Below are 21,651 nucleotides of genomic sequence, written 5' to 3' on the forward strand. Positions count from 1 at the left end.
ACGGCTGGGACGATCTGCTCAAGCCGGGTGTGCAGGTGGTCACCCCGAACCCGGGCAGCTCCGGGTCGGCGAAATGGAACCTGTTGGCGCCGTACGCGGTGAAGAGCGACGGCGGCCACGACAATCAGGCGGGGCTCGATTACATCGCCGAGCTGATCCGCGACCACGTCAGCGTCATCCCGAAATCGGGACGGGAAGCAACCACCGCATTCGAGCAGGGCCAGGGCGACGTCCTGATCAGCTATGAGAACGAGGCGATCATGCTCGAGCGGGCCAACGCGGACGCTACTGCCGAGGATCAGGTGGAGTACATCGTGCCCCGGCAGACGTTCAAGATCGAGAATCCGGTCGCCGTGGTCAACACCAGTACGCAGCCCGCCGCCGCCAGGGCCTTCGTCGAGTTCCTCTTCACCGACCGGGCGCAACGACTGTGGGCCGAGGAGGGCTTCCGTCCGGTCGTACCCTCCGTCGTCGCGTCGACGGCAGCGCTTTTCCCGGGACGGATCGACACACTGTGGACCATCGACGAACTCGGTGCGATCCTCGGTCGGGGTACGGCGGCCCAGAACGACGGCACCGACCTGACTGGGTGGCCGGCCGTGGACAACGCCCTGTTCGGATCCGACGGCGCCATCACGGAGATCTACGACTCGCGGGGGCGCCGGTGAGTACCGGGGTCACAGACAAGAGGGCCTCCGGTGGCTTCCTGGGGCGCGGGCGCACGTTCTCCGGCGTGAGTCCGCTCGGTATCGGGGTCGCTGCGCTGTGGCTCACCGTCATCGTGCTCCTGCCGCTGGCAGCGATCACCGTGGCATCGTTCGACGACGGCTGGAGCGGGTTCTGGGATGCGGTCACCGACCAGAATGCGGTCGACGCGTTGGCGATCACCGTCGCGGTGTCGGTCGTCGTCGCCCTGATCAACGTCATGTTCGGCACGATCATCGCCTGGGTGCTTGTCCGGGACGACTTCTGGGGCAAGGGTTTTGTCAACTCGATCATCGACCTTCCGTTCGCGTTGCCGACCATCGTCGCGAGCCTCGTGCTGTTGTCGCTGTACGGACCGAACAGTCCGATCGACATCCACCTGAACGCGACCAGACCGGCGTTGGTCATCGCACTGACGTTCGTGACGTTGCCGTTCGTGGTCCGCCAGGTGCAGCCGGTGCTCCTCGAACTCGACACCGACGTCGAGGAGGCGGCGACAGTCCTCGGCGCGAGCAACCTGACCACGTGGCGCAAGATCGTGTTGCCCGCGCTGCTCCCGGCGATCTTGACCGGGGCCGGGCTCGCGTTCACCCGAGCGATCGGCGAGTTCGGCTCGGTGGTCCTCATCGGCGGCAACATCCCCGGCGAGACGCAGGTCGCCTCGCAGTACATCCAGCAACAGATCGAGGTCGATGAGCCGGCGAGCGCGGCGGCCGTGTCGGTCGTGTTGTTGCTCATCGCATTCGTGGTGCTGCTCGTCCTGCGCGTCGTGGGCCGTCGTCAGAGCGCCCGAGAGGAGCAGGACCGGTGAAGGTCTCGCCGTGGACCCGCTACGGGTTGCGCGTCGTCGCGCTCGGCTATCTGTTCGTGCTGCTGGTCGTGCCGGTGACGCTGATCTTCTGGCGTTCGTTCGAGCACGGTCTCGGACAGTTCTGGGAATGGATCACCACGCCCGCCGCGATCGCGGCGCTGCAGCTGAGCCTCGTCATCGTCGCGATCGTGGTGCCGCTCAACGTCGTCTTCGGCATCGTGACCGCCCTGGCACTGGCGCGCGGCCGGTTCCCGGGCAAGGGAATCCTGCAGGCCGTCGTGGACCTGCCGTTCGCCGTGTCACCCGTCGTCGCGGGCGTGGCGCTGATCCTGTTGTGGGGTTACGGCGGGTGGTTCGGCGGTATCGAGGGCCTGGGTTTCAAGATCATCTTCGGTTTTCCGGGTCTCGTGCTGGCGACCCTGTTCGTCACGTTGCCCTTCGTCGTCCGCGAGGTCGAGCCGGTGCTCCGCGAGATCGGTACAGAACAGGAGCAGGCGGCGGCCACCCTCGGGGCGAACGGTTGGCAGATCTTTTCGCGGATCACGCTGCCGGCCATCCGGTGGGGGCTCACATATGGCATCGTGCTGACGGTCGCGCGTGCCCTCGGTGAGTACGGAGCCGTGACGATGGTGTCGTCGAACTTCCCCGGCATCTCGCAGACGCTGACCCTCCTGGTGAACTCCCGCTACACCGACGACTACAACGAGTTCGGCGCCTATGCGGCCGCGACCCTGCTGATGCTGGTGGCCATCGTGGTGCTGATCGCGATGTCACTGATCGAACGCCGGGCCCGCAACCGGTTGGCCGACGCGAGCGAAGAGGTCGGTACCGACACCGGTACCGACGAGCCCGCGCTCGCCGTGCCGCGCGGACCGGAGTCGATCGATCACGCACAGCAGATCCACATTCCGCACCACCGGCCAACGGGCAACCAGGAAGGCGCGTGACATGTCCATCTCGGTCATCGACGCGAACAAGCGCTACGGGGATTTCGCCGCCCTCGACAACGTCTCGATCGACATCCCGGAGGGGTCGCTGACGTCGTTGCTCGGGCCGTCGGGGTCGGGTAAATCCACGTTGCTGCGGGCCATCGCGGGGCTCGACACCCTCGATTCCGGGACGGTCATCATCAGCGGAAACGATGTCTCGCGTGCGTCACCGCAGAAGCGCGACATCGGGTTCGTCTTCCAGCACTACGCCGCCTTCAAACATCTGAATGTGCGCGACAACATCGCGTTCGGGCTCAAGATCCGCAAGCGTTCCAAGGCCGAGATCAATGCCAAGGTCGACGAACTGCTCGACGTCGTCGGGCTCACCGTGTTCCAGAAGCGGTTCCCGGCGCAGTTGTCCGGCGGACAGCGGCAGCGTATGGCACTGGCCCGGGCGTTGGCCGTCGACCCGCAGGTGTTGCTGCTCGACGAGCCGTTCGGCGCACTGGACGCGAAGGTGCGTGAAGACCTGCGTAAGTGGCTGCGTCGCCTGCACGACGAGGTGCACGTGACCACTGTTCTGGTCACCCACGACCAGCAGGAGGCGCTCGACGTCAGCGACCGGATCGCCGTGCTGAACAAGGGGCGCATCGAGCAGGTCGGTACCCCGGGCGATCTGTACGACCGACCGGCCAACGAGTTCGTGGCATCCTTCCTCGGCTCCACCGTCCGGCTGAACGGGGAGCTGGTCCGCCCGCACGACATCCGCATCGGCCGTAATCCCGAACTCGCGCTGCCGGCCGCGGATCAGTCGCTCGACACCGGCGTCATCAAGGCCACAGTCACGCGCGTGGTCCACCTCGGATTCGAGGTGCGGGTGGAGCTCGTCGCCGCGACCACCGGGGACGAGTTCCAGGCACAGATCACCCGTGGTGACGCCAACGCGCTCAATCTGCAACCGGGCGAGGCGATCTATGCCCGAGCGACCAAGGTTGCGGCGCTCAGCGACACCTGAGCTGAGCACGGCGGCGGCGCTGTCCCCGTCGAGTGGTGCACGCCGGGGCGTCGATCGTGCACGTCGGAGCGTTGAGTGTGCATGCCCGAGTGTTGAGTGTGCAAGGCCGGAATTGAACTGCGCACGGTGGACGGGATTTCGTCCACGGTGGACGGGCGAGTGCGCACGGTCGACGCGAAAGTGCGCACGGTCGACGGGGTTTCGTGCATGCTCGACGGGAAGGGAACAGGGGGACGGTGCGGTGGTGTGGCGGGACGGGGCGAGAGGCGCAGGTCAGCGGCTGGAGATCGACTGAGCGAAAGCGGTGGATCCAGCGGTCCGGCAATAGGAGTCGACGACGGCGTCGATCAAGGTGGGATGGGTTCCGATCGGGCCGGCGACGAGAGAGCCGGGCGCCAAACGGTCGAGGGCTGATTCGACGACCTCGGTCAACCGTCCGGCGGACAGGAAGTAGGGGCTCAGCGCGATGCGGTCGGCTCCTGCCTTGCGCAACCGGCGGATCGCGGCGTGCAGCGCGCTGCCGTCGGTACCCAGCCTGGTTGCGAAGACCACCTCGACGGGACGGTGCAGCAGCGTCGACAACTCGATGGCCCGCCGTCGAACCACCTTCTCCGCGACGGGATTCGACGACCCCACCGCGGTGACGACGGTGCCGTCATCGGGCCGGAGACCTGCTTCCCGCAACCGGTCGGCGAGCGCCTCGACGAGGCTGTGGCGGCCGACAACGTGGCCGGACCGCACCGGGTGACGGGCGTGTTCGGCGACGATGGCCGGCAGGTCGACGTCGCTGTGGTAACCCGGCGCGAGCAACAACGGCACGATGACGCACTCGCCGGCCATGGCGTCCAGGGCGTCACCGACCAACGGTTCGTCGAGATCGAGGAACGACAACCCGACGTCGACGCGGGGCAGCCGCGCCGACACCGCGGCGCGAACCCGGCGCGCGGTGTCGGCGAAGCGGGGATCACGACTGCCGTGGCCGACCAGCAGGAGTGGGGGAGTCACACCAGCTCTTTGAGATGCAACGGCGACACGGCGTCGCCGACCAGCCCGGCGCCCAACGTGTTACCGCCCTGCGGGTCGATGAGCAGGAAGCTGCCCGACTCCCGGTTCACCTGATAGTCGTCGGCCGCGATGGGCTCGGCGGTCTGGATGGAGATCCGACCGATCTGGTTGAGCTCCACCGTCTCCGGGGTATCGATCACCGACAGGTTCTGCTCATCGAACAGCACCTCGAGACCACCGACGATGGCCTGGGTGGTCTTGGTGCCGTGCTTGAGGAGTAGCCGGGCACCGGGACGCAGTGGCTTCTCGGCGAGCCAGCACACGGTCGCACTGAACTGCTGCACCGGCTCGGGGGCATCGGCGGCCGATGCGATGATGTCGCCGCGGGACACGTCGACATCCTCGGCGAGCAGCAGCGTCACGCTGCGTCCGGTGTGGGCGGTGGCGAGCTGACCATCGGCGGTGTCGATCTGACTGATCGTCGTGCGTGTACCCGAGGGCAGGATCACCACCTCGTCGCCCACCGACACGCGGCCGGCCGCGATCTGCCCGGCGTAGCCGCGGTAGTCGGGGAACTCCGTTGTGCGGGGCCGGATCACGTACTGCACCGGGAACCGCAGGCCCACCTCGCGGCGGTCGGTGACGTTCGGCACGGACTCGAGATGCTCGATGAGCGTAGGGCCGTCGTAGAACGGGGTCTTCTCGGAGCGGGTCGCGACGTTGTCGCCGTGCAGCGCCGACACCGGGATCGACGTCACCTGCTCGGCCGACCAGCCGAGAGTCCTTGTGATGTCTGCGAACTCGGCGGAGATCTCCGCGAAAACGGTGGCCGGGTCGTCGACGAGGTCGATCTTGTTGACGGCCAGCACGAGTTGCGGCACACCCAGCAGCGCCATCACCGCGGCGTGCCGCCGGGTCTGCGCCACGACGCCGTTGCGGGCGTCGACCAGCAGGATCACGAGCTGGGCGGTGGACGCACCCGAGACGGTGTTGCGGGTGTACTGCACGTGCCCGGGGGTGTCGGCGAGCACGAATGACCGTGCGGGCGTGGCGAAGTAGCGGTAGGCAACATCGATGGTGATGCCCTGTTCGCGCTCCGCGCGCAGGCCGTCGACGAGCAGCGACAGGTCGGGCCCCTGCAGGCCGCGATCCACCGATGCCTTCGTCACGGCGTCGATCTGGTCGGCGAGAACCGATTTCGTGTCGTAGAGCAGCCGGCCGACGAGGGTGGACTTGCCGTCGTCGACGCTGCCCGCGGTGGCGATGCGGAGCAGATCGGGGACGTGGGTCAGTGTTGCCATCAGAAATATCCTTCGCGCTTGCGGTCTTCCATCGCGGCCTCGGAGACTCGGTCGTCACCGCGGGTGGCGCCGCGCTCGGTCAGTCGGGATGCGGCGACCTCGGCGAGGACCGCCTCGTTGTCGGCGGCCTCGGACAGCACCGCGCCCGTCGACGACCCGTCGCCGACCGTGCGGTACCGGACCGAGAGTCGCTGCAGTTCTTCGCCGTCGCGGGGCCCACCCCAGACGCCGGGCGTCATCCACATGCCGTCGCGCTGGAACACGTCGCGTTCGTGCGCGTAGTAGATCGACGGCAGCAGTACCTGTTCGCGGGTGATGTAGCGCCACACGTCGAGTTCGGTCCAGTTCGACAGCGGGAACACGCGGACATGTTCGCCCGGGGCGTGGCGGCCGTTGTAAAGATTCCACAGTTCCGGCCGCTGTCGCTTCGGGTCCCATTGGCCGAAAGCATTGCGCAGCGAGAAGATCCGCTCCTTGGCGCGCGACCGCTCCTCGTCGCGGCGTCCACCGCCGAAGACCGCGTCGAAACGGTTCTCCGTGATCGCGTCGAGCAGCGGGATGGTCTGCAGCGGGTTGCGAACGCCGTCGGGGCGTTCGGTGAGCCGCCCGTCGGCGAGGTAGTCCTCGACCTTGGCGACATGCAGGCGCAGGTTGTACCGCTCGACGACCTGATCGCGGAACTCGAGGACCTCGGGCAGGTTGTGGCCGGTGTCCACATGCAACAGCGCGAACGGCAGGGGAGCAGGCCAGAAGGCCTTGAGCGCCACATGCAGCAGCAGGGTGGAGTCCTTGCCGCCAGAGAAGAGGATGACGGGACGTTCGAACTCGCCGGCGACCTCACGGAAGATGTGGATCGCCTCGGATTCGAGGGCGTCGAGGGTGGTGAAGTCGTCGACGGTCTCGAGGACGGCGTTGGCGGGGGTGTCGGCGATGGTCATGCGTGGAGCCCACATTCTGTCTTGGTGCGGCCGACCCAGCGGCCGCTGCGCGGATCGGATCCGGGTTCGGGTTTGGCGGTGCACGGTGCGCAGCCGATCGACGGGTAGCCCTCATCGACCAGTGGATTGACCAGCACACCGTTTGCGTCGATGTAGTCCTGCATCGTCTCGTCCGACCAGGCGGCGATCGGGTTGATCTTCACCAGCCCGAAACCCTCGTCGAAGGAGATGAGCGGCGCGTTGGCGCGCGTCGGTGCCTCCACACGGCGGATACCGGTCACCCAGGCGTCGTAGGACGCCAGACCGGCCTTGAGCGGGACGACCTTGCGCAGCCGACAGCATTCGCCGGGGTCGCGTGCGAAGAGGTTGCGGCCCAACAACTCGTCCTGTTCGGCGACGGTGTGCTCGGGCGTCAGATTCACGAGGTCGACCCCGTAGACCTGCTCGACGGCGTCGCGGGTGCCGATGGTCTCGGCGAAGTGATATCCGGTGTCGAGGAACAGGACCTTGACCGCGCCACCACCGAGCAGCTCACGGTAGACATGCTTGACCGCGAGATCCACCAGCGTGGCGTCTTGCATATTCGACGCGACGACGAAGTTGTCGCCGAAGGTTTCCGCGGTCCAGCGCAGCAGCTGCTCCGGGGTCGCGTCGGGTCCGAGATCGCGTGCGCCCTGCTCGGCGATCGCACGCAGTTCGTCGGTGCTGAAACGACGACCCGTCGCAGCGCCGGTGTCAGTGGACGCGCTCATCGCAGTGCCTCCTCGTCCGCACGAACGGCCCACTGCGCGAACCGTTCTCCTTCTTCCCGCTGATCCACGAAGTTGCGCACCACGCGGTCGATGTAGTCACCCAGTTCGGTCGAGGTGACCTTGTGCTGACGCAGCTTCCGGCCGAAGGCGGAGTCCTGGCCGAGGCTTCCGCCGAGGTGGACCTGGAAACCCTCGGTCTGACCGCCGTTGCCGTCCTCCACGAGCTGTCCCTTGAACCCGATGTCGGCGATCTGCGATCGTGCGCACGAGTTGGGGCAGCCGTTGATGTTGACGGTGATCGGCACGTCGAGGCGCGAGTTGATGTCGGCCAACCGCTCCTCGAGTTCGGGCACCAGCCGCTGTGACCGCTTGCGGGTTTCGGTGAACGAGAGCTTGCAGAACTCGATGCCGCTGCACGCCATCAGGTTCCGACGCCAGTTGGATGCGCGGGCACTCAGACCCAGCTTCGCGAGTTCGCCGATCAGCTGCTCGATCTTGTCGTCGGCCACGTCGAGTACGACCAGCTTCTGATACGGCGTGAACCGGATTCGGTCCGATCCCGCGCGTTCGGCGGCATCGGCGACCGCGGTCAGGATGGTGCCGGAGACGCGGCCGGCGATCGCGGCGAAACCTACCGAGTTCAACCCGTTCTTCAGTTTCTGCACGCCGACGTGGTCGCGCGGCGCGGTGAGCGGCTCGGGGGCCGGACCGTCGATGAGCTTGCGTTCGAGATACTCGTCCTCGAGGACCTGGCGGAACTTCTCGATGCCCCAGTCCTTGACGAGAAACTTGAGACGGGCCTTGGTGCGCAGTCGGCGGTAGCCGTAGTCGCGAAAGATGGCGAGCACGCCCTCCCACACGTCGGGCACCTCGTGCAGCGGGACCCACACACCGACGCGTTGGGCCAGCATCGGGTTCGTGGACAGGCCGCCGCCGACCCACAGGTCGAGGCCGGGCCCGTACTCGGGGTGGTTGACCCCGATGAACGCCACGTCGTTGATCTCGTGGGCGACATCCTGCAGACCCGAGATCGCGGTCTTGAACTTCCGCGGCAGGTTCGAGTATTTCGGATCACCGATGTAGCGGCGCACGATCTCGTCGATCGCGGGAGTCGGATCGAGCACCTCGTCGACGGCTTCACCGGCGAGCGGGGAACCGAGGACGACGCGGGGGCAGTCACCGCACGCCTCGGTGGTGTGCAGACCCACTCCTTCGAGACGATCCCAGATGGTGGGGACGTCCTCGATGCGAATCCAGTGGTACTGGACGTTCTCCCGGTCCGAGAGGTCGGCGGTGTCGCGGGCGAACTCGGTGGAGATCTCACCGATGGTGCGGAGCTGCGCGACGTTCAGTGCGCCGGCGTCGCAGCGCACCCGCATCATGAAGTGACTGTCCTCGAGGATGTCGATGTTCTCATCCCCGGTCCAGGTGCCGTCAAAGCCCTCTTTGCGCTGGGTGTAGAGGCCCCACCAGCGCATCCGGCCACGCAGATCCTGCTTGTCGATGGAATCGAACCCCTGCTTGGCGTAGATGTTCTCGATGCGGGCCCGAACGTTGAGGGGGTTGTCGTCCTTCTTGATCTGCTCGTTGGCGTTGAGCGGCTCGCGATAGCCGAGCTTCCACTGGCCCTCGGCCCGGCGCTTGGCGGGGCGAGCCTTGCGGGCGGGTCGCTCGCTACCACCCGCCGCCCGACGGCCCGGAGTGGCGGGTCGGTCGGAATCGGACGAGGGCACGGAAAGGTCGTCGGTGATTGACGTCATGAAGTCTCCTGAGCCGACGCGGGCGCGCGTCAGCGATCACGGTGCAGTGGGCTGGAAACGTGCCGGCATACCCGCCGGGGGCGGGAACTCCTCAGGGCCAAACCGTCATCTGGGGACGGCGGAGCACGTCGTCAGAGACGACAGAATGCGCTGCAGACGCGCTTGAAATCGATGTGGCGTCGCGCGGCGAGCCACACCCCTGGGGAAGTCACGCGGTACATAGTGCCATGCTTACCGTCGCCGCGTCTACTTGCGAATACTTTAATTCACGATGAGGCAAACTCGCCGGAAGGTTCCATCTGCCGCGGATATCGGCGCTCGTGCAGGCCGGGGAGGTGATGGTGTCCCATTCGTCCGGGCGCATGATGGAGGCGTGACATCGGTATCACCGGAGCAGGCCTCCGAGGCGCCCGAACCCGCCGTGCCCACCGATGTGCCGATCGGTGAGCAGATCCGGCAGGCGGCGCAGAGGTCTGCGACGAGCGCCTTCGGCCTGTACATCCACGTGCCGTTCTGCGCGACCCGCTGCGGTTACTGCGACTTCAACACCTACACGGCCGGTGAACTCGGGTCGGCGGCGTCGCCGCAGTCCTGGCATGTCGCGGTGGGTCGCGAACTCGATCGCGCGGCCGAGCTGGTGGGGCCGCGTGCCGTGTCCACGATCTTCGTCGGCGGCGGCACACCGTCGTTGCTCGGCGCCGACGGTCTCGGTCGGGTGCTCGACGACGTGCGGGCGCGGTTCGCGCTCGCCGACGATGCGGAGGTGACGACCGAGTCCAATCCGGAGTCGACATCGCCGGAATTCTTCGCCGGGATCCGGGAGGCGGGCTACACCCGGGTCTCGCTCGGGATGCAGTCGGCGGCGCCGCATGTGCTGGCGACTCTGGACCGCACGCACACCCCGGGCCGGGCCAAAGCGGCGGCGCGGGAGGCGTCGGAGGCGGGGTTCGACCACATCAACCTCGACCTCATCTACGGCACGCCGGGAGAGAGCGACGACGATCTGCACCGTTCCCTCGATGCCGTCCTCGACACGCCCGTCGATCATGTGTCGGCGTATGCGCTCATCGTCGAGGACGGGACGGCACTCGCGCGCCGCATCCGCCGTGGCGAGCTACCGGCCCCCGACGACGACGTACTCGCACGGCGCTATCAGATCCTCGACGCGCGGCTCCGCGCCGCCGGCCTCGAGTGGTACGAGGTGTCCAACTGGGCGCGCTCACCGGCCGCGCAGTGTCGGCACAACCTCGCCTACTGGTATTCCACCGACTGGTGGGGGATCGGGCCGGGTGCACACTCCCACGTGCACGGGGTGCGTTGGTGGAACGTGAAACACCCGGCCCGCCATGCCAACTCGTTGGAGGCCGGAGATCTGCCGATCGCCGGACACGAGATTCTCACCGACGTCGACCGGCACACCGAGACGGTGATGCTGCGACTGCGGTGCCGCGACGGACTGCCGGAGACCGAACTCGACGACGCCGAACGCGCGACCGCCGCGCGGTTCGTCGTCGATGGATTGCTGGCGGCGTCCGACGGCCGACTGGTCTTGACCGACCGGGGACGGCTCCTCGCCGACGGTGTCGTCCGCGACATCCTCACCGCGAGCTGACTTTCGCGGAGGTCGTGCCGGCCACGGTTCGTCGGAGGTCGTTGCCTGAACGCGTGCCGCAACTGCGAAACTGACACCTATGACTGCGCGGCGCAACGACGACCCGGCCGACGAACTCCCTTCGTTGGCCGGTGTCCCGGCGGACAAGTTCAAGCCACTGACGGCCCGGGGCGAACGCACCCGCGCGGCCCTGGTCACGGCAGCCCGCACGGTGTTCGAGCGCGACGGATTCGCCGACTCCCGGCTGACCGACATCACCGCCGAGGCGGCCTGCTCAATCGGCACCTTCTACACCTACTTCCAGAGCAAGGAAGAGATCCTCGATGCGGTGTTCGCACAGGCGCACGAGGACATGCTGCATCCGGGTTTCCCGCATGTCGCCTCCGACGACGACCCGGTCGCGGTACTCGAGGCCGCCAACCGCGCCTACTTCGAGGCCTACAAACGCAACGCGCGGCTGCGGCTGGTGCTCGAGCAGGTGACGGGAAACAGCCGCGAGTTCCGCGAGAGGCGCCGGCAGCGCAGCCTTGCCTTCGCCGAACGCAACGCCCGCCAGATCAGACGGTTGCAGGAGCGCGGGCTGGCCGACACCGACCTCGACGCCATGCAGGCGGCGCGAGCGCTCTCGGGAATGGTGTCACGGATGGCCTACCAGGCCTTCGCGCTCGGCGACGATGCCGACATGGATGAGCTGGTGTTCACCGCAACCAGGTTGTGGGCCAACGCCATCGGGTTACTTCCGAACACGGCGGTCACCCGCGGCCAGGGGTGACCCCCGACCGCGGGTGAGTCCGCTCGCCGGCTTCGCCGACGCCTCGTCGCGGCGAGCTTAGTTGAGGGTGCGTTCAAGTTCAAGGGTGTGGCCGACTGGCTCGACGCGCCGGGTGTGGCGGGATCTGAGAATATGCGCCGAAGTGATTGACATCACGAGGAATGTCCGGCCATAGTGGCTCCAGAACATGAACGTGAGCTCAAGTTCGGTCGGGACCCCTTTCCCAGAACACACCCCAGGAGTGATCCGTGGCCACACCTTCCGTGCGTTCCGCGCGAGACCGAAACCAACTCGACGAAGGGCAACGCACACATCGGCGCGCCCATCGCAAATTGCAGGCGGCCGGGCTGATCGGCAGTTCGATCGAGTGGTACGACTTCTTCGTCTACGGAACCGCCGCAGCCCTGGTTTTTCCGCACGTCTTCTTCCCGCACTCCTCGGCGCTGATGGCAACCCTGTTGTCGTTCAGCACCTTCTGGGCGGGCTTCGTCGCCCGCCCGCTCGGTGGACTCATCGCCGGCCACTACGGGGACAAGTACGGCCGCAAGCCCGCCGTCGTCGTCAGCCTGTTCCTGATGGGCGCAGCGACATTCGCGATCGGTTGCCTCCCGAGCGCCGCGGCCGTCGGTGTCGTGGCCCCGATCCTGCTGGTGCTGCTGCGGTTCCTGCAAGGCCTGGCATGCGGTGGACAATGGGGCGGAATCGTGTTGTTGCTCACCGAATCCGCGGACCCGAAGAGACGCGGCTTCTCCGGCACGTTCGGTCAGATGGGCGTCTCGTTCGGCGTGCTTCTCGGCAATCTCATCTTCCTCGGTACGAGTTCGGCGGTGACCAACGAGGCGTTCCTGTCGTGGGGATGGCGAATCCCGTTCTTGCTCAGCGCACTACTGTTCCCGGTCGTCTATTACATTCAGACCAAGGTCGAGGACAGCCCGGAGTTCTCCGAACTCCAGCAGGAGGCCGAACGGGGCCGGGAGGTCGTGGCGCAGGCGCCGCTCTGGGAGGCGATCAAGGGTCACTGGCGGACGATCCTGCTCGGCTGCGGTCTGCTCGCGGCGACCAACGCGCTGTTCTACATCTCGATCGCGGGTGTGCTGACCTATGCGACCACCGCTTTGGACATGAATCGCAACAGCCTGCTGGCGATGTCGATGATCTCCTGCCTCGTCACCGTGCCCGTCACCGCCGCGTCCGGCGCGATCTCCGACCGGATCGGACGCCGACCGCTGATCATCGTCGGTGGTCTGGCCATCGTGGCCTGGGCATTCCCATACTTCTGGCTGGTGAACACGGCCAATGTCGGGCTGTTCCTCGTGGCGGTGACGGTGGGTGGCATCTTCCAGTCCATGACCTACGGGCCCATCGCGGCGTTCATGGGTGAGCTGTTCGAGCCGAATGTGCGCTATTCGGGCGCGTCGCTGGCCTACCAGTTGGCAGCCATCACCGTCAGCGGCGCCACCCCGTTCATCATGACGGCGCTGATCGCCCGGACCGGCACGACGACCCTGGTCGCGCTGTTCGTCGCGCTGATGGGCCTGATCACGTGCGCGTCGGCGTGGCGTCTGCGCGAGACCAATCCCGCCGAGGTGCGCAACGATCCGCTGGCCCCGCCCGGGGCGCTGCAGCCGGTGTGACATGGGAGGAACGTTCGGCCGTCCCGGTCGTCGTCGGGGTGCGCACACCGTCCCGGTTCCCAGTGCTCAATACCGGGTCGGGCGAGGTCCACCCACCCCTAGCTTCGCTGGGGTCTCATGACACAGGGATGATCGAGACTGAAGAATGACCGTCTGTCCCTCGGAGGTGGAGTCGTTGCGAGTTCTGGTCGCCAACCGCGGGGAGATCGCGCTGCGGATCATCCGCACAGCCGACGAACTCGGCTTCGACACCGTCGCGGTCTACGCCGCCGACGACGCGGCTGCGGCACACGTCGACGCCGCGAGCACCGCCGTCGCACTGGACGGCTCGGGGCCCGCCGCCTATCTGAACCGCTCCGCGATCGTCGACGCGGCAGTGGCCACCGGCGCCGATCTCGTCCATCCGGGCTACGGATTCCTCAGCGAGGACCCCGAGTTCGCTTGGCGGTGCCGGGACGCCGGGCTGGCTTTCGTCGGTCCGGACGCGGCGTTGTTGCGGCTGTTCGGCGACAAGTCCTCCGCCCGTGCGGCCGCCGTGGCGGCGGGGATTGCGGTGCTCGACGCCACCGAGGGCGGCGTCGAGGAAGGAGACGTCGCCTCCTTCCTCGACGCCCATCCCGACGGGATCATGCTCAAGGCGGTCGCCGGCGGCGGTGGCCGGGGTATGCGGGCGGTGTACCACGTGGACGAAGTCCCGGTGGCCTATCGCAGCTGCGTCGCGGAGGCCGAAGCCGGCTTCGGCAACGGCGCGCTGTTCGCGGAGTCGTTGTGCTCCGGGGCCCGGCATGTCGAGGTGCAGGTGGTCGCGGCGCCCGACCGCGACGGATCGCCCCGCGCGCTCGCGGTTGGGGACCGGGACTGCAGCGTGCAACGCCGTCGCCAGAAGCTGATCGAGGTGGCGCCGGCCCCGCACCTCGACAACCTCCGGTCGGATCTGCACCGCGCGGCGGTCCGCCTGTGCGCGGACCACGCCTACCGGGGACTGGCCACTGTGGAGTTCCTCGTCACCGGTGACGATTTCGTCTTCCTCGAGGTCAACCCGCGGATTCAGGTCGAACACACCGTCACCGAGGAGGTCACCGGTGTCGACCTCGTCGAGGTGGGACTGCGCATCGCGCAGGGTGCCTCACTGGCCGAACTCCCACTGCCACACGGTGTCGCGGCGTCGTCCGGGGAGGTCACGGGGGCGCCGTCGCCGGCACGTGGCATCGCGATCCAGGCCCGGGTGAACACCGAGACGGTGACGGCCGACGGCACGACCGTCCCGGCAACCGGGACGCTCACCACGTTCTCCCCACCCACCGGTCCCGGTGTCCGCGTCGACACCCACGGCCGACCCGCGACGGTGATCGGGTCTCGCTACGACAGTCTGCTGGCCAAGGTCATCACCCACACGCGCAGTGCCGATTTCGCGGCCGCCTGCCGGAAGGCGGAGACCGCACTCGCCGAGTTCGTCGTCGAGGGCGTGCACACGAACATCGCTCTGCTGCGAGCGGTGCTGTCCGATGATCGGCTCACCGGAGCGCCGGTCAGCACCTCCTACCTCGACGAGCACCTTGCCGATCTGCTCTCGACCGCGGCGGCACTGGTGCCGAACGGATCCGCGCACGGCGACGACGATCCGAGTGCGCCGACCGATTCCGACGTGGATGTGCGCATCGACGACGGCGAGGAGGTGATCCGTGCGGGACTGACCGGCGTCGTGGTCGAGGTGTCGACGGCCGGGAGTGTGGTGCCCGCGGGTGCGCCGCTGCTGGTCCTCGAGGCGATGAAGATGCAGCACGTCCTCGCGGCGGAACGCTCCTCGATCGTGGTGCGCAGCCTGGTCGAGGTGGGCGCACCGGTGAACGCGGGCGATCCGTTGGCCGTCGTGTGCCCCGGTGACGGAATCGAGTCCGATGCCGCGGTAGGCGATGTCGACCCCGAGTACATCCGAGCAGACCTCTCCGAGGTGCTGTCACGGCAGGCGAAGACGCTCGACGCCGCGCGGCCGGAGGCGGTCGCGCGACGCCATCGCATCGGCCGCAGGACCGCGCGGGAGAACATCGATGATCTCGTCGACGACGGGAGCCTCACCGAGTACGGCGCACTCGCGGTGGCGGCGCAGCGCACTCGTCGCAGCGAGCAGGATCTCATCGACAACACACCCGCCGACGGGTTGATCGCCGGTGTCGCCACCGTCGACGCCGACGTGTTCGGGTCGGATGCCGCCACGACCGGCGTCATCTCCTACGACTACACCGTGTTGGCCGGTACGCAGGGAATGCGCAACCACGTCAAGACCGACCGGATCCTGGAGGTGGTGCGGCGCAAGCGGATACCGCTGGTGTTGTTCGCCGAAGGCGGCGGTGGCCGACCGGGCGACACCGACGCCAACGGCGCCGCCGGCCTGGAACTGAACACCTTCCGGGCGATGGCGGGCCTGCAGGGAGTCGTGCCGACCGTCGCGATCGTCTCGGGTCGTTGTTTCGCCGGCAACGCGGCCCTGGCCGGTGTGTGTGACGTCCTGATCGCGACCCCCGACGCCACCGTCGGCATGGGCGGACCGGCGATGATCGAGGGCGGGGGGCTCGGGCGGCACCGGCCCGAGGAGGTCGGGCCGATCGGCGTCCAGGTGCCCAACGGCGTCGTGCACCTCGTCGCCGACGACGAGGCAGCCGCCGTCCGGCTCGCGCGACAATACCTGTCCTACTTCCGGGGAGATCTCGTCGACTGGACGGCCCCGGACGCCCGCCGAGCACGACATGTGGTGCCGGAGAACCGGCTACGGGCCTTCGATGTGCGCGATGCGGTGGCCGCGATCGCCGACGTCGACTCGGTCCTCGAACTGCGGCGCGGCTACGGCACCGGGATGGTGACCGCGCTGATCCGTGTCGAGGGTGCGGCGTTCGGGGTGCTCGCCAACTCCAGCCTGCACCTCGGCGGCGCGATCGACGCGGAGGCGGCCGACAAGGCGGCCGACTTCCTGACGATGTGTGAGGCGCATCGGATGCCGGTGCTCACGCTCTGCGACACACCGGGATTCATGGTAGGGCCCGAGTCCGAGGAGCAGGCCACCGTCCGCAGGTTCGGCAAGATGTTCGTCGCCGGCGCCCGCCTCACGGTGCCGTTCGGGATGATCATCCTGCGCAAGGCCTACGGACTCGGCGCGATGGCCATGGGCGGCGGTTCCTTCCACGCTCCGGAGTTCACCGTGGCCTGGCCGACCGGCGAAATCGGTCCGATGGGTCTCGAGGGTTCGGTACGGCTCGGCTACCGCAAGGAACTCGAGGCCATCGACGATGCGGCACAACGCGACGCGCTGTTCCGTGACCTCGTGGCGCAGGCCTACGACAAGGGCAAGGCGCTGCATGCGGGGACCACCTTCGAACTCGACGACGTCATCGACCCCGCTCGGACCCGCGACTGGATACGGCAACTCAGGCGCGGCCCCCAAGTAGGACCTCGGTGGCTGCGCGAGTGACGTTCTGTCGGCGGTGCCGCGCCTGAGAGTTCCTCTGCCGGTCACATGGCGAGGACGAGTTTCCCGGTGTTCGCGCCGTCGAACAGCATGTTGAGCGTGGTGCCGAACGCCTCGATACCGCCGGTCTCGATCTGCTCGCGGGTGATGAGGTCGCCACGCCGAATCCAGTTGCCCAACGCGGCCTGCGCCTCGGGGAAGCGCTTGAGATAGTCGAAGATGATGAAGCCCGTCATCGAAGACCGGTTGACCAGCAGGGAGAGGTATCGCGACGGGCCGGGTGGCGGTGTGGTGGCGTTGTAGCCGGAGATGGCGCCGCACAACACGACCCGGGCGTGGGTGCGCAACACGGCGAGCGCCGAGTTGAGGATGTCGCCGCCGACGTTGTCGAAGTAGACGTCGATGCCCTCGGGTGCGGCCTCGTGCAGGGCCCGTCCCACCGAGCCCGCGCGGTAGTCGATGGTCGCGTCGAAGCCGAGTTCCTCGGTGAGCCATGAGCATTTCTCGGGGCCGCCGGCGATGCCGATGACCCGACACCCCATCAGCGAAGCGATCTGGCCGGCGATGGAACCGACCGCACCCGCCGCACCCGAGATCAACACGGTGTCGCCGGGTTTCGTGCGTCCGACGTCGGTGATCCCGAAGTATGCGGTCATGCCGGGAAAGCCCAGCGCACCAAGCCATGTCGGTGCCGGTGCCAGATCGGTGTCGACGAGCGTGACGAGCCGGCCGTCCGACAGCGCGTACTCGCAGGCACCGAACATCCCGGCGACGGTCGCGCCCACCGGGTAGCTGTCGTGCTGCGACGCACAGACCGTGCCCACCGCGTGGGCGCGCATCACCTCGCCGATCCCGACCGGCGGGATGTAGGACGGCACGTCGTTGAGCCAGCCACGCATCGCCGGGTCGAGCGACACGTACTGAATCCGCACCACGAACTCCCCGGTGCCCGGTTCCGGGATCGGTTCGGTGGTGATCTCCCAGGTGGTGTCGTCGATCCGGCCGACCGGGCGCTTGGCCAGTCGGAGCTGTCGGTTCTGCGCGGTCATGCGGTGGCCTCCTGTGTTTCGGTGCGATCGATTGCGTGTTCGAGGATCCCTGGGTACCGACGGTCGTTCAGGATTCGGCGACGATGCGTCCGAGCGAGTCCGCGACCATCACCGGCTTGTCGGAGCCTTCGAGTTCCAGCACCTGGCGGGTGGTCACCTGAATACCACCGGGAACCGGGTCGGCGGCCACCACGGTCAAACGCATGCGGACGCGCGATCCCACCGGGACCGGGGCGGGGAAGCGGACCTTGTCGTAGCCGTAGTTGAGCGCGTGGGCGAAACCGTCGAAGGCGAGCAGCTGTCCGGACAGGTAGGGGCCGAGCGACAGGCTCAGCAGTCCGTGCGCGATGGTCCCGCCCAGCGGGCTCGCGGCCGCCCGGACCGGGTCGATGTGAATCCACTGGTGGTCGTCGGTGGCGTCGGCGAAGGCGTCCACCCGTGCCTGGGAGACCTCGTACCACGGGGTCGGGCCGAGTTCCCGGCCGACGAGTGCGGCGAGGTCGTCGGCGGTGGTCGGGCGGGCGGGAACGATCGTCGTGTCCATGGGTCTCCCTATCGATCGGATGCGCTCCGGGCGCGTGTCGGGTTTCGGCACATATCCCCAGTTGAATATGAACCCGGCTTCAACTATACATGGTGTGAGAGCTGGATCACCTCACACTACTGAATCACGGCGAAGTCCCCGGCCACCGGCCGCGGCTGAGAGTGGCAGTGGCGGTGAGGCTTTCAGTCAAACGATCCCGTCGACGCGGGGTGCGCCGCGCAGCGGTGACCGCGGAAAGGAGTCCAGACGACATGACCTCGCTCGACCTGACGGGGAGGGTCGCGATCGTGGCCGGCGCCTCACGGGGCATCGGGCTCGCCGCGGCGCGAGCGCTGGCCGAAGCGGGTGCCGATGTGGTTCTCACCTCACGCAAGCAGGACGCGGCCGACGCCGCGGCCGCCGAGATCGGAGGGAGCGCGCTGGGCATTGCGGCCCATTCCGCCGACGAGGACCAGGCCCGGCGCTGCCTCGAGCGAACCCTCGAGCGGTTCGGTCGGCTCGACATCCTCGTCAACAACGCCGGGACCAACCCCGCGTATGGTCCGCTCATCGCCCAAGACCACGGCCGCTTCGTCAAGACGATGGACGTGAACCTCTGGGCGCCATTGATGTGGACCGGACTGGCGACCGAGATGTGGCTGCGCGACCACGGGGGCACCGTGATCAACACCGCCTCGATCGGCGGGTTGTCCCATGAGGCGAACATCGGCCTCTACAACACGTCGAAGGCCGCCCTCATCTACCTGACCACCCAACTCGCCCTGGAACTCTCACCGACCATCCGCGTCAACGCCGTCGCGCCCGGGGTCGTCCGCACCCGGCTGGCGGAGGCGCTGTGGAAGGACCACGAGGCGCAGGTCGCCGCCGCCACGGCCCTGGCGCGCATCGGTGAACCCGTCGACATCGCGAACGCGGTGGTGTTCCTCGCCTCGGACGCGTCGTCGTGGATGACCGGCGAGATCCTGGTGGTCGACGGCGGTCAACGGCACGGCGACGTCCGTCCCTTCCGCCTCGCCCCTGAAAGGACTGATCCATGATCGCACGATGCGATGCGACACAGGAGGATTCATGACCGACGATGACGCTGTCAGCGCGGATCTGGCGGGCCGCGTGCGAAGACTGCTGGGCGACAACGACCCGGCGACCACATCGGCGAAGCAGTTCCTGGGGGCCCGGTTCGACGCCGGCCTCGCCTGGGTCCATTTCCCGGTCGGCCATGGCGGACTGGGCCTGCCCCAGACCGCGCAGTCGGTGGTCGACGACGCCCTCGACGCCGCGGGTGCACCGGGACCGGCGCGGAGCCGCAACGGCATCGGGCTGGGCATGGCGGCGCCGACCATCGCGGCGCTGGGGACCGAGGACCAGCGCACCCGGTTTCTGCGGCCGCTCTACACCGGAGAGCACATCTACTGCCAGTTGTTCAGCGAACCCGGCGCGGGCTCTGACCTCGCGGCGCTCGCCACCCGCGCGGTCCGCGACGGCGACGACTGGGTGGTCAACGGGCAGAAGGTGTGGACATCGGGCGCCCACAACGCGCAGCGTGCGATCCTCGTCGCGCGCACTGACCCGGATGTGCCCAAACACGCCGGCCTGACGTATTTCATCGTCGACATGAGCGATCCGGGCATCGACATCCGGCCGCTGCGACAGATCACCGGGGAGGCGGAGTTCAACGAGGTCTTCCTCACCGACGTGCGTGTGCCCGACGCCAACCGGATCGGTGAAATCGGCAACGGTTGGCGCGTGGCCACCACCACCCTGAACAACGAACGCCTCGCCATCGGGTCGGGTGCGCCCCGCGAGGGCGGCATGATCGGCAAGGTCGCCGCACTCTGGCGGCAGCGGCCGGACATCCGGGACCCCGCGGTGCACGACCGGCTCATGCAGCTGTGGGTCGACGCCGAGGTGACCCGGCTGACCGGCGAACGGCTGCGGCAGCAGTTGGCCGCGGGACAGCCGGGACCGGAGGGCTCGGCGATGAAACTGGCCTTCGCCCGTCAGGCCCAGGAGATCTCGGGTTTCGAACTCGAGCTCGTCGGCGAGGAGGGGCTGCGCTACGACGACTGGACGCTGCGGCGTCCGGAGTCGGTGGACTTCACCGGACGCGAACCCGGATATCGCTATCTGCGCGCCAAGGGCAATTCGATCGAGGGCGGCACCTCGGAGATCCTCCGCAACGTCGTCGCCGAACGTGTGCTCGGCCTGCCGGCCGAACACCGTGTGGACACCAAGATCCCCTGGAAGGAGTTGCGCGGATGAGTGGTTCGCCCGACCTGCTCTACACCGACACCGAGATCGCGCTGCGCGAGTCCGTGCGGCGCCTGCTGCGCGATCGGCTGCCGCTCGAGACCGTGGCCCGGGCCTACGACGCCGCGCCCCCGGATTTCGGCGACGTCTGGAGGACGATGGCCGGCGAGCTCGGCGTCGCGGGCCTGCTGATCCCCGAATCGCTCGGCGGTGCCGGCGCTTCGGCGCGGGAGGCGGCCGTCGTCGCAGAGGAGGTCGGTCGTGCGGTGGCGCCCGTCCCGTTCCTGACCAGCGCGGTCCTCGCGACGACGGCCCTGCTGCACGCGGGGGAGAGTACGACCCTGACTCACCTGGCCGAGGGCGCGACGACCGCGGCGCTGGCCGTGCCGCTGTCGACCGCACCCGACACCACGCCGACCGGCGTGACCGCCGCCGGCGGGGTGCTGCGCGGACGGGTCACCTCCGTCGCCGGTGCGGCCGAGTCCGGGGTCCTGGTGGTGCCCGCGATCGGTGTCGACGGCCTCGAACTGTATCTCGTCGACTCGGCTGCGCCGGGTCTGACCATCACCCCTGTCCTGGCCCTCGACATGACCCGTCCCCTCGCCGACATCACCATCGACGGCGTCGCGGGCCGACGCGTGGATTGTCCCGACGCGGCCGCCGCGGTGGCCGCCGCATTGACCGTCGGTGCGGCCGTCCTCGCCGCCGAACAGGCCGGGGTCGCAGCGTGGTGTCTGGACACCACGCTCGCCTACGTCAAACAACGCAGGCAGTTCGGTCGCGAGATCGGGTCGTACCAGGCCATCAAGCATCGCCTCGCCGACCTGTGGCTGCAGGTCGGCTCGGCCACCGCGGCGGCCCGCTACGCCGCCGACACCGCCGCCCGCGACGACGCGGACGCGCCGGTCGCCGCGGCCATCGCGGCGTCCTACTGCGGTGACGCCGCCGTCAAGGCCGCCGAGGAATGCATCCAGTTGCACGGCGGAATCGGCATGACCTGGGAGTACCCCGCCCACCTGTACCTCAAGCGGGCCAAGAGCGATCAACTCGCACTCGGCACCGGTGCCCGTCATCGGCGCATCCTCGCCGACCTGATCGATCTGCCCACCACCTGAGG

General features: G+C 68.1%; 18 protein-coding genes. 11 read left to right on the plus strand and 7 right to left on the minus strand.

The features are described from left to right. The 4 genes from GORHZ_RS09965 to GORHZ_RS09980 form a co-directional block, all read left to right on the plus strand. Positions 1 to 668: extracellular solute-binding protein (locus tag GORHZ_RS09965; RefSeq protein ID WP_006332584.1), on the plus strand; the 668-nt coding region annotated here is incomplete at its 5' end. Then, on the plus strand, positions 665 to 1,516 hold the full coding sequence (gene cysT / locus GORHZ_RS09970) for a sulfate ABC transporter permease subunit CysT (RefSeq protein WP_006332586.1): 852 nt from the start codon (positions 665 to 667) through the stop codon (positions 1,514 to 1,516). The genes GORHZ_RS09965 and cysT, both read left to right, overlap by 4 nt. Continuing rightward, complete coding sequence (cysW, locus tag GORHZ_RS09975; protein ID WP_006332587.1) at positions 1,513 to 2,463, plus strand: sulfate ABC transporter permease subunit CysW; 951 nt, start codon at positions 1,513 to 1,515, stop codon at positions 2,461 to 2,463. Before cysT ends, cysW begins: the two co-directional genes overlap by 4 nt. Before the next feature lies 1 nt (position 2,464). After that, entirely contained in the window at positions 2,465 to 3,460 is a 996-nt protein-coding gene (locus GORHZ_RS09980; protein WP_006332589.1) for a sulfate/molybdate ABC transporter ATP-binding protein, read from the plus strand. A gap of 273 nt (positions 3,461 to 3,733) precedes the next feature. Here the strand turns inward: GORHZ_RS09980 and GORHZ_RS09985 are convergent, their stop codons facing one another. From GORHZ_RS09985 to GORHZ_RS10005, 5 genes are read right to left on the minus strand one after another with little or no spacing between them, the layout of a single operon-like run. Then, positions 3,734 to 4,465, minus strand: a complete 732-nt coding sequence (locus GORHZ_RS09985) for a sirohydrochlorin chelatase (RefSeq protein ID WP_006332591.1) — start codon at positions 4,463 to 4,465, stop codon at positions 3,734 to 3,736. Then, on the minus strand, positions 4,462 to 5,757 hold the full coding sequence (locus GORHZ_RS09990; protein WP_040531159.1) for a sulfate adenylyltransferase subunit 1: 1,296 nt from the start codon (positions 5,755 to 5,757) through the stop codon (positions 4,462 to 4,464). The genes GORHZ_RS09985 and GORHZ_RS09990 overlap by 4 nt, the downstream gene beginning before the upstream one ends. An 8-nt stretch (positions 5,758 to 5,765) precedes the next feature. Beyond that, entirely contained in the window at positions 5,766 to 6,719 is a 954-nt protein-coding gene (gene cysD, locus GORHZ_RS09995; RefSeq protein WP_174347175.1) for a sulfate adenylyltransferase subunit CysD, read from the minus strand. Next, a complete protein-coding gene (locus tag GORHZ_RS10000; RefSeq protein ID WP_006332597.1) occupies positions 6,701 to 7,456 on the minus strand; it encodes a phosphoadenylyl-sulfate reductase in 756 nt (251 codons plus the stop codon). The genes cysD and GORHZ_RS10000 overlap by 19 nt, the downstream gene beginning before the upstream one ends. Beyond that, a complete protein-coding gene (locus tag GORHZ_RS10005; protein ID WP_006332599.1) occupies positions 7,453 to 9,216 on the minus strand; it encodes a nitrite/sulfite reductase in 1,764 nt (587 codons plus the stop codon). Before GORHZ_RS10005 ends, GORHZ_RS10000 begins: the two co-directional genes overlap by 4 nt. 433 nt (positions 9,217 to 9,649) lie before the next feature. Here GORHZ_RS10005 and hemW point away from each other — a divergent pair, with 433 nt between their 5' ends. The 4 genes from hemW to GORHZ_RS10025 all read left to right on the plus strand — a co-directional run bounded on the left by hemW (position 9,650) and on the right by GORHZ_RS10025 (position 16,697). Continuing rightward, positions 9,650 to 10,828 carry a radical SAM family heme chaperone HemW gene (gene hemW, locus GORHZ_RS10010; RefSeq protein ID WP_051998825.1) on the plus strand — a complete coding sequence of 393 codons (1,179 nt, stop codon included), beginning with the start codon at positions 9,650 to 9,652 and terminating at the stop codon, positions 10,826 to 10,828. 79 nt (positions 10,829 to 10,907) lie between these two features. Beyond that, positions 10,908 to 11,600, plus strand: coding sequence for a TetR/AcrR family transcriptional regulator (locus GORHZ_RS10015; RefSeq protein WP_006332603.1), 693 nt, complete (start codon positions 10,908 to 10,910; stop codon positions 11,598 to 11,600). Between the two features lie 263 nt (positions 11,601 to 11,863). Then, positions 11,864 to 13,234, plus strand: a complete 1,371-nt coding sequence (locus GORHZ_RS10020; protein ID WP_085948697.1) for an MFS transporter — start codon at positions 11,864 to 11,866, stop codon at positions 13,232 to 13,234. Positions 13,235 to 13,379: 145 nt separating this feature from the next. Further along, positions 13,380 to 16,697 (plus strand): acetyl-CoA carboxylase family protein, encoded by a 3,318-nt coding sequence (locus tag GORHZ_RS10025; RefSeq protein WP_006332607.1) that lies wholly within the window; start codon positions 13,380 to 13,382, stop codon positions 16,695 to 16,697. 41 nt (positions 16,698 to 16,738) lie between these two features. Here GORHZ_RS10025 and GORHZ_RS10030 read toward each other — a convergent pair whose 3' ends face one another. Together GORHZ_RS10030 and GORHZ_RS10035 are read right to left on the minus strand one after the other, a co-directional pair. Next, a complete protein-coding gene (locus GORHZ_RS10030; RefSeq protein WP_006332609.1) occupies positions 16,739 to 17,743 on the minus strand; it encodes an NADP-dependent oxidoreductase in 1,005 nt (334 codons plus the stop codon). 67 nt (positions 17,744 to 17,810) lie between these two features. After that, on the minus strand, positions 17,811 to 18,287 hold the full coding sequence (locus GORHZ_RS10035) for a MaoC family dehydratase (RefSeq protein ID WP_006332611.1): 477 nt from the start codon (positions 18,285 to 18,287) through the stop codon (positions 17,811 to 17,813). 251 nt (positions 18,288 to 18,538) lie between these two features. Here GORHZ_RS10035 and GORHZ_RS10040 point away from each other — a divergent pair, with 251 nt between their 5' ends. Genes GORHZ_RS10040 through GORHZ_RS10050 form a run of 3 tightly spaced genes read left to right on the plus strand, consistent with a single transcriptional unit; the run spans position 18,539 to position 21,649 of the window. Further along, complete coding sequence (locus GORHZ_RS10040; RefSeq protein WP_006332613.1) at positions 18,539 to 19,324, plus strand: SDR family oxidoreductase; 786 nt, start codon at positions 18,539 to 18,541, stop codon at positions 19,322 to 19,324. A gap of 31 nt (positions 19,325 to 19,355) precedes the next feature. Beyond that, positions 19,356 to 20,546, plus strand: coding sequence for an acyl-CoA dehydrogenase family protein (locus GORHZ_RS10045; protein ID WP_006332615.1), 1,191 nt, complete (start codon positions 19,356 to 19,358; stop codon positions 20,544 to 20,546). Further along, positions 20,543 to 21,649, plus strand: coding sequence for an acyl-CoA dehydrogenase family protein (locus GORHZ_RS10050; protein WP_006332617.1), 1,107 nt, complete (start codon positions 20,543 to 20,545; stop codon positions 21,647 to 21,649). Before GORHZ_RS10045 ends, GORHZ_RS10050 begins: the two co-directional genes overlap by 4 nt. The last annotated feature ends 2 nt before the right edge of the window (positions 21,650 to 21,651 follow it).

Source organism: Gordonia rhizosphera NBRC 16068, from assembly GCF_000298195.1.
Taxonomy (GTDB): domain Bacteria; phylum Actinomycetota; class Actinomycetes; order Mycobacteriales; family Mycobacteriaceae; genus Gordonia; species Gordonia rhizosphera.

Coding starts and splice junctions, on each gene's coding strand:
- GORHZ_RS09980 (WP_006332589.1), top strand. CDS start 2,465: ATGTCCATCTCGGTCATCGACGCGAACAAGCGCTACGGGGATTTCGCC.
- cysD (WP_174347175.1), bottom strand. CDS start 6,719: ATGTGGGCTCCACGCATGACCATCGCCGACACCCCCGCCAACGCCGTC.
- GORHZ_RS10000 (WP_006332597.1), bottom strand. CDS start 7,456: ATGAGCGCGTCCACTGACACCGGCGCTGCGACGGGTCGTCGTTTCAGC.
- GORHZ_RS10005 (WP_006332599.1), bottom strand. CDS start 9,216: ATGACGTCAATCACCGACGACCTTTCCGTGCCCTCGTCCGATTCCGAC.
- GORHZ_RS10015 (WP_006332603.1), top strand. CDS start 10,908: ATGACTGCGCGGCGCAACGACGACCCGGCCGACGAACTCCCTTCGTTG.
- GORHZ_RS10025 (WP_006332607.1), top strand. CDS start 13,380: ATGACCGTCTGTCCCTCGGAGGTGGAGTCGTTGCGAGTTCTGGTCGCC.
- GORHZ_RS10030 (WP_006332609.1), bottom strand. CDS start 17,743: ATGACCGCGCAGAACCGACAGCTCCGACTGGCCAAGCGCCCGGTCGGC.
- GORHZ_RS10035 (WP_006332611.1), bottom strand. CDS start 18,287: ATGGACACGACGATCGTTCCCGCCCGCCCGACCACCGCCGACGACCTC.
- GORHZ_RS10040 (WP_006332613.1), top strand. CDS start 18,539: ATGACCTCGCTCGACCTGACGGGGAGGGTCGCGATCGTGGCCGGCGCC.
- GORHZ_RS10045 (WP_006332615.1), top strand. CDS start 19,356: ATGACCGACGATGACGCTGTCAGCGCGGATCTGGCGGGCCGCGTGCGA.
- GORHZ_RS10050 (WP_006332617.1), top strand. CDS start 20,543: ATGAGTGGTTCGCCCGACCTGCTCTACACCGACACCGAGATCGCGCTG.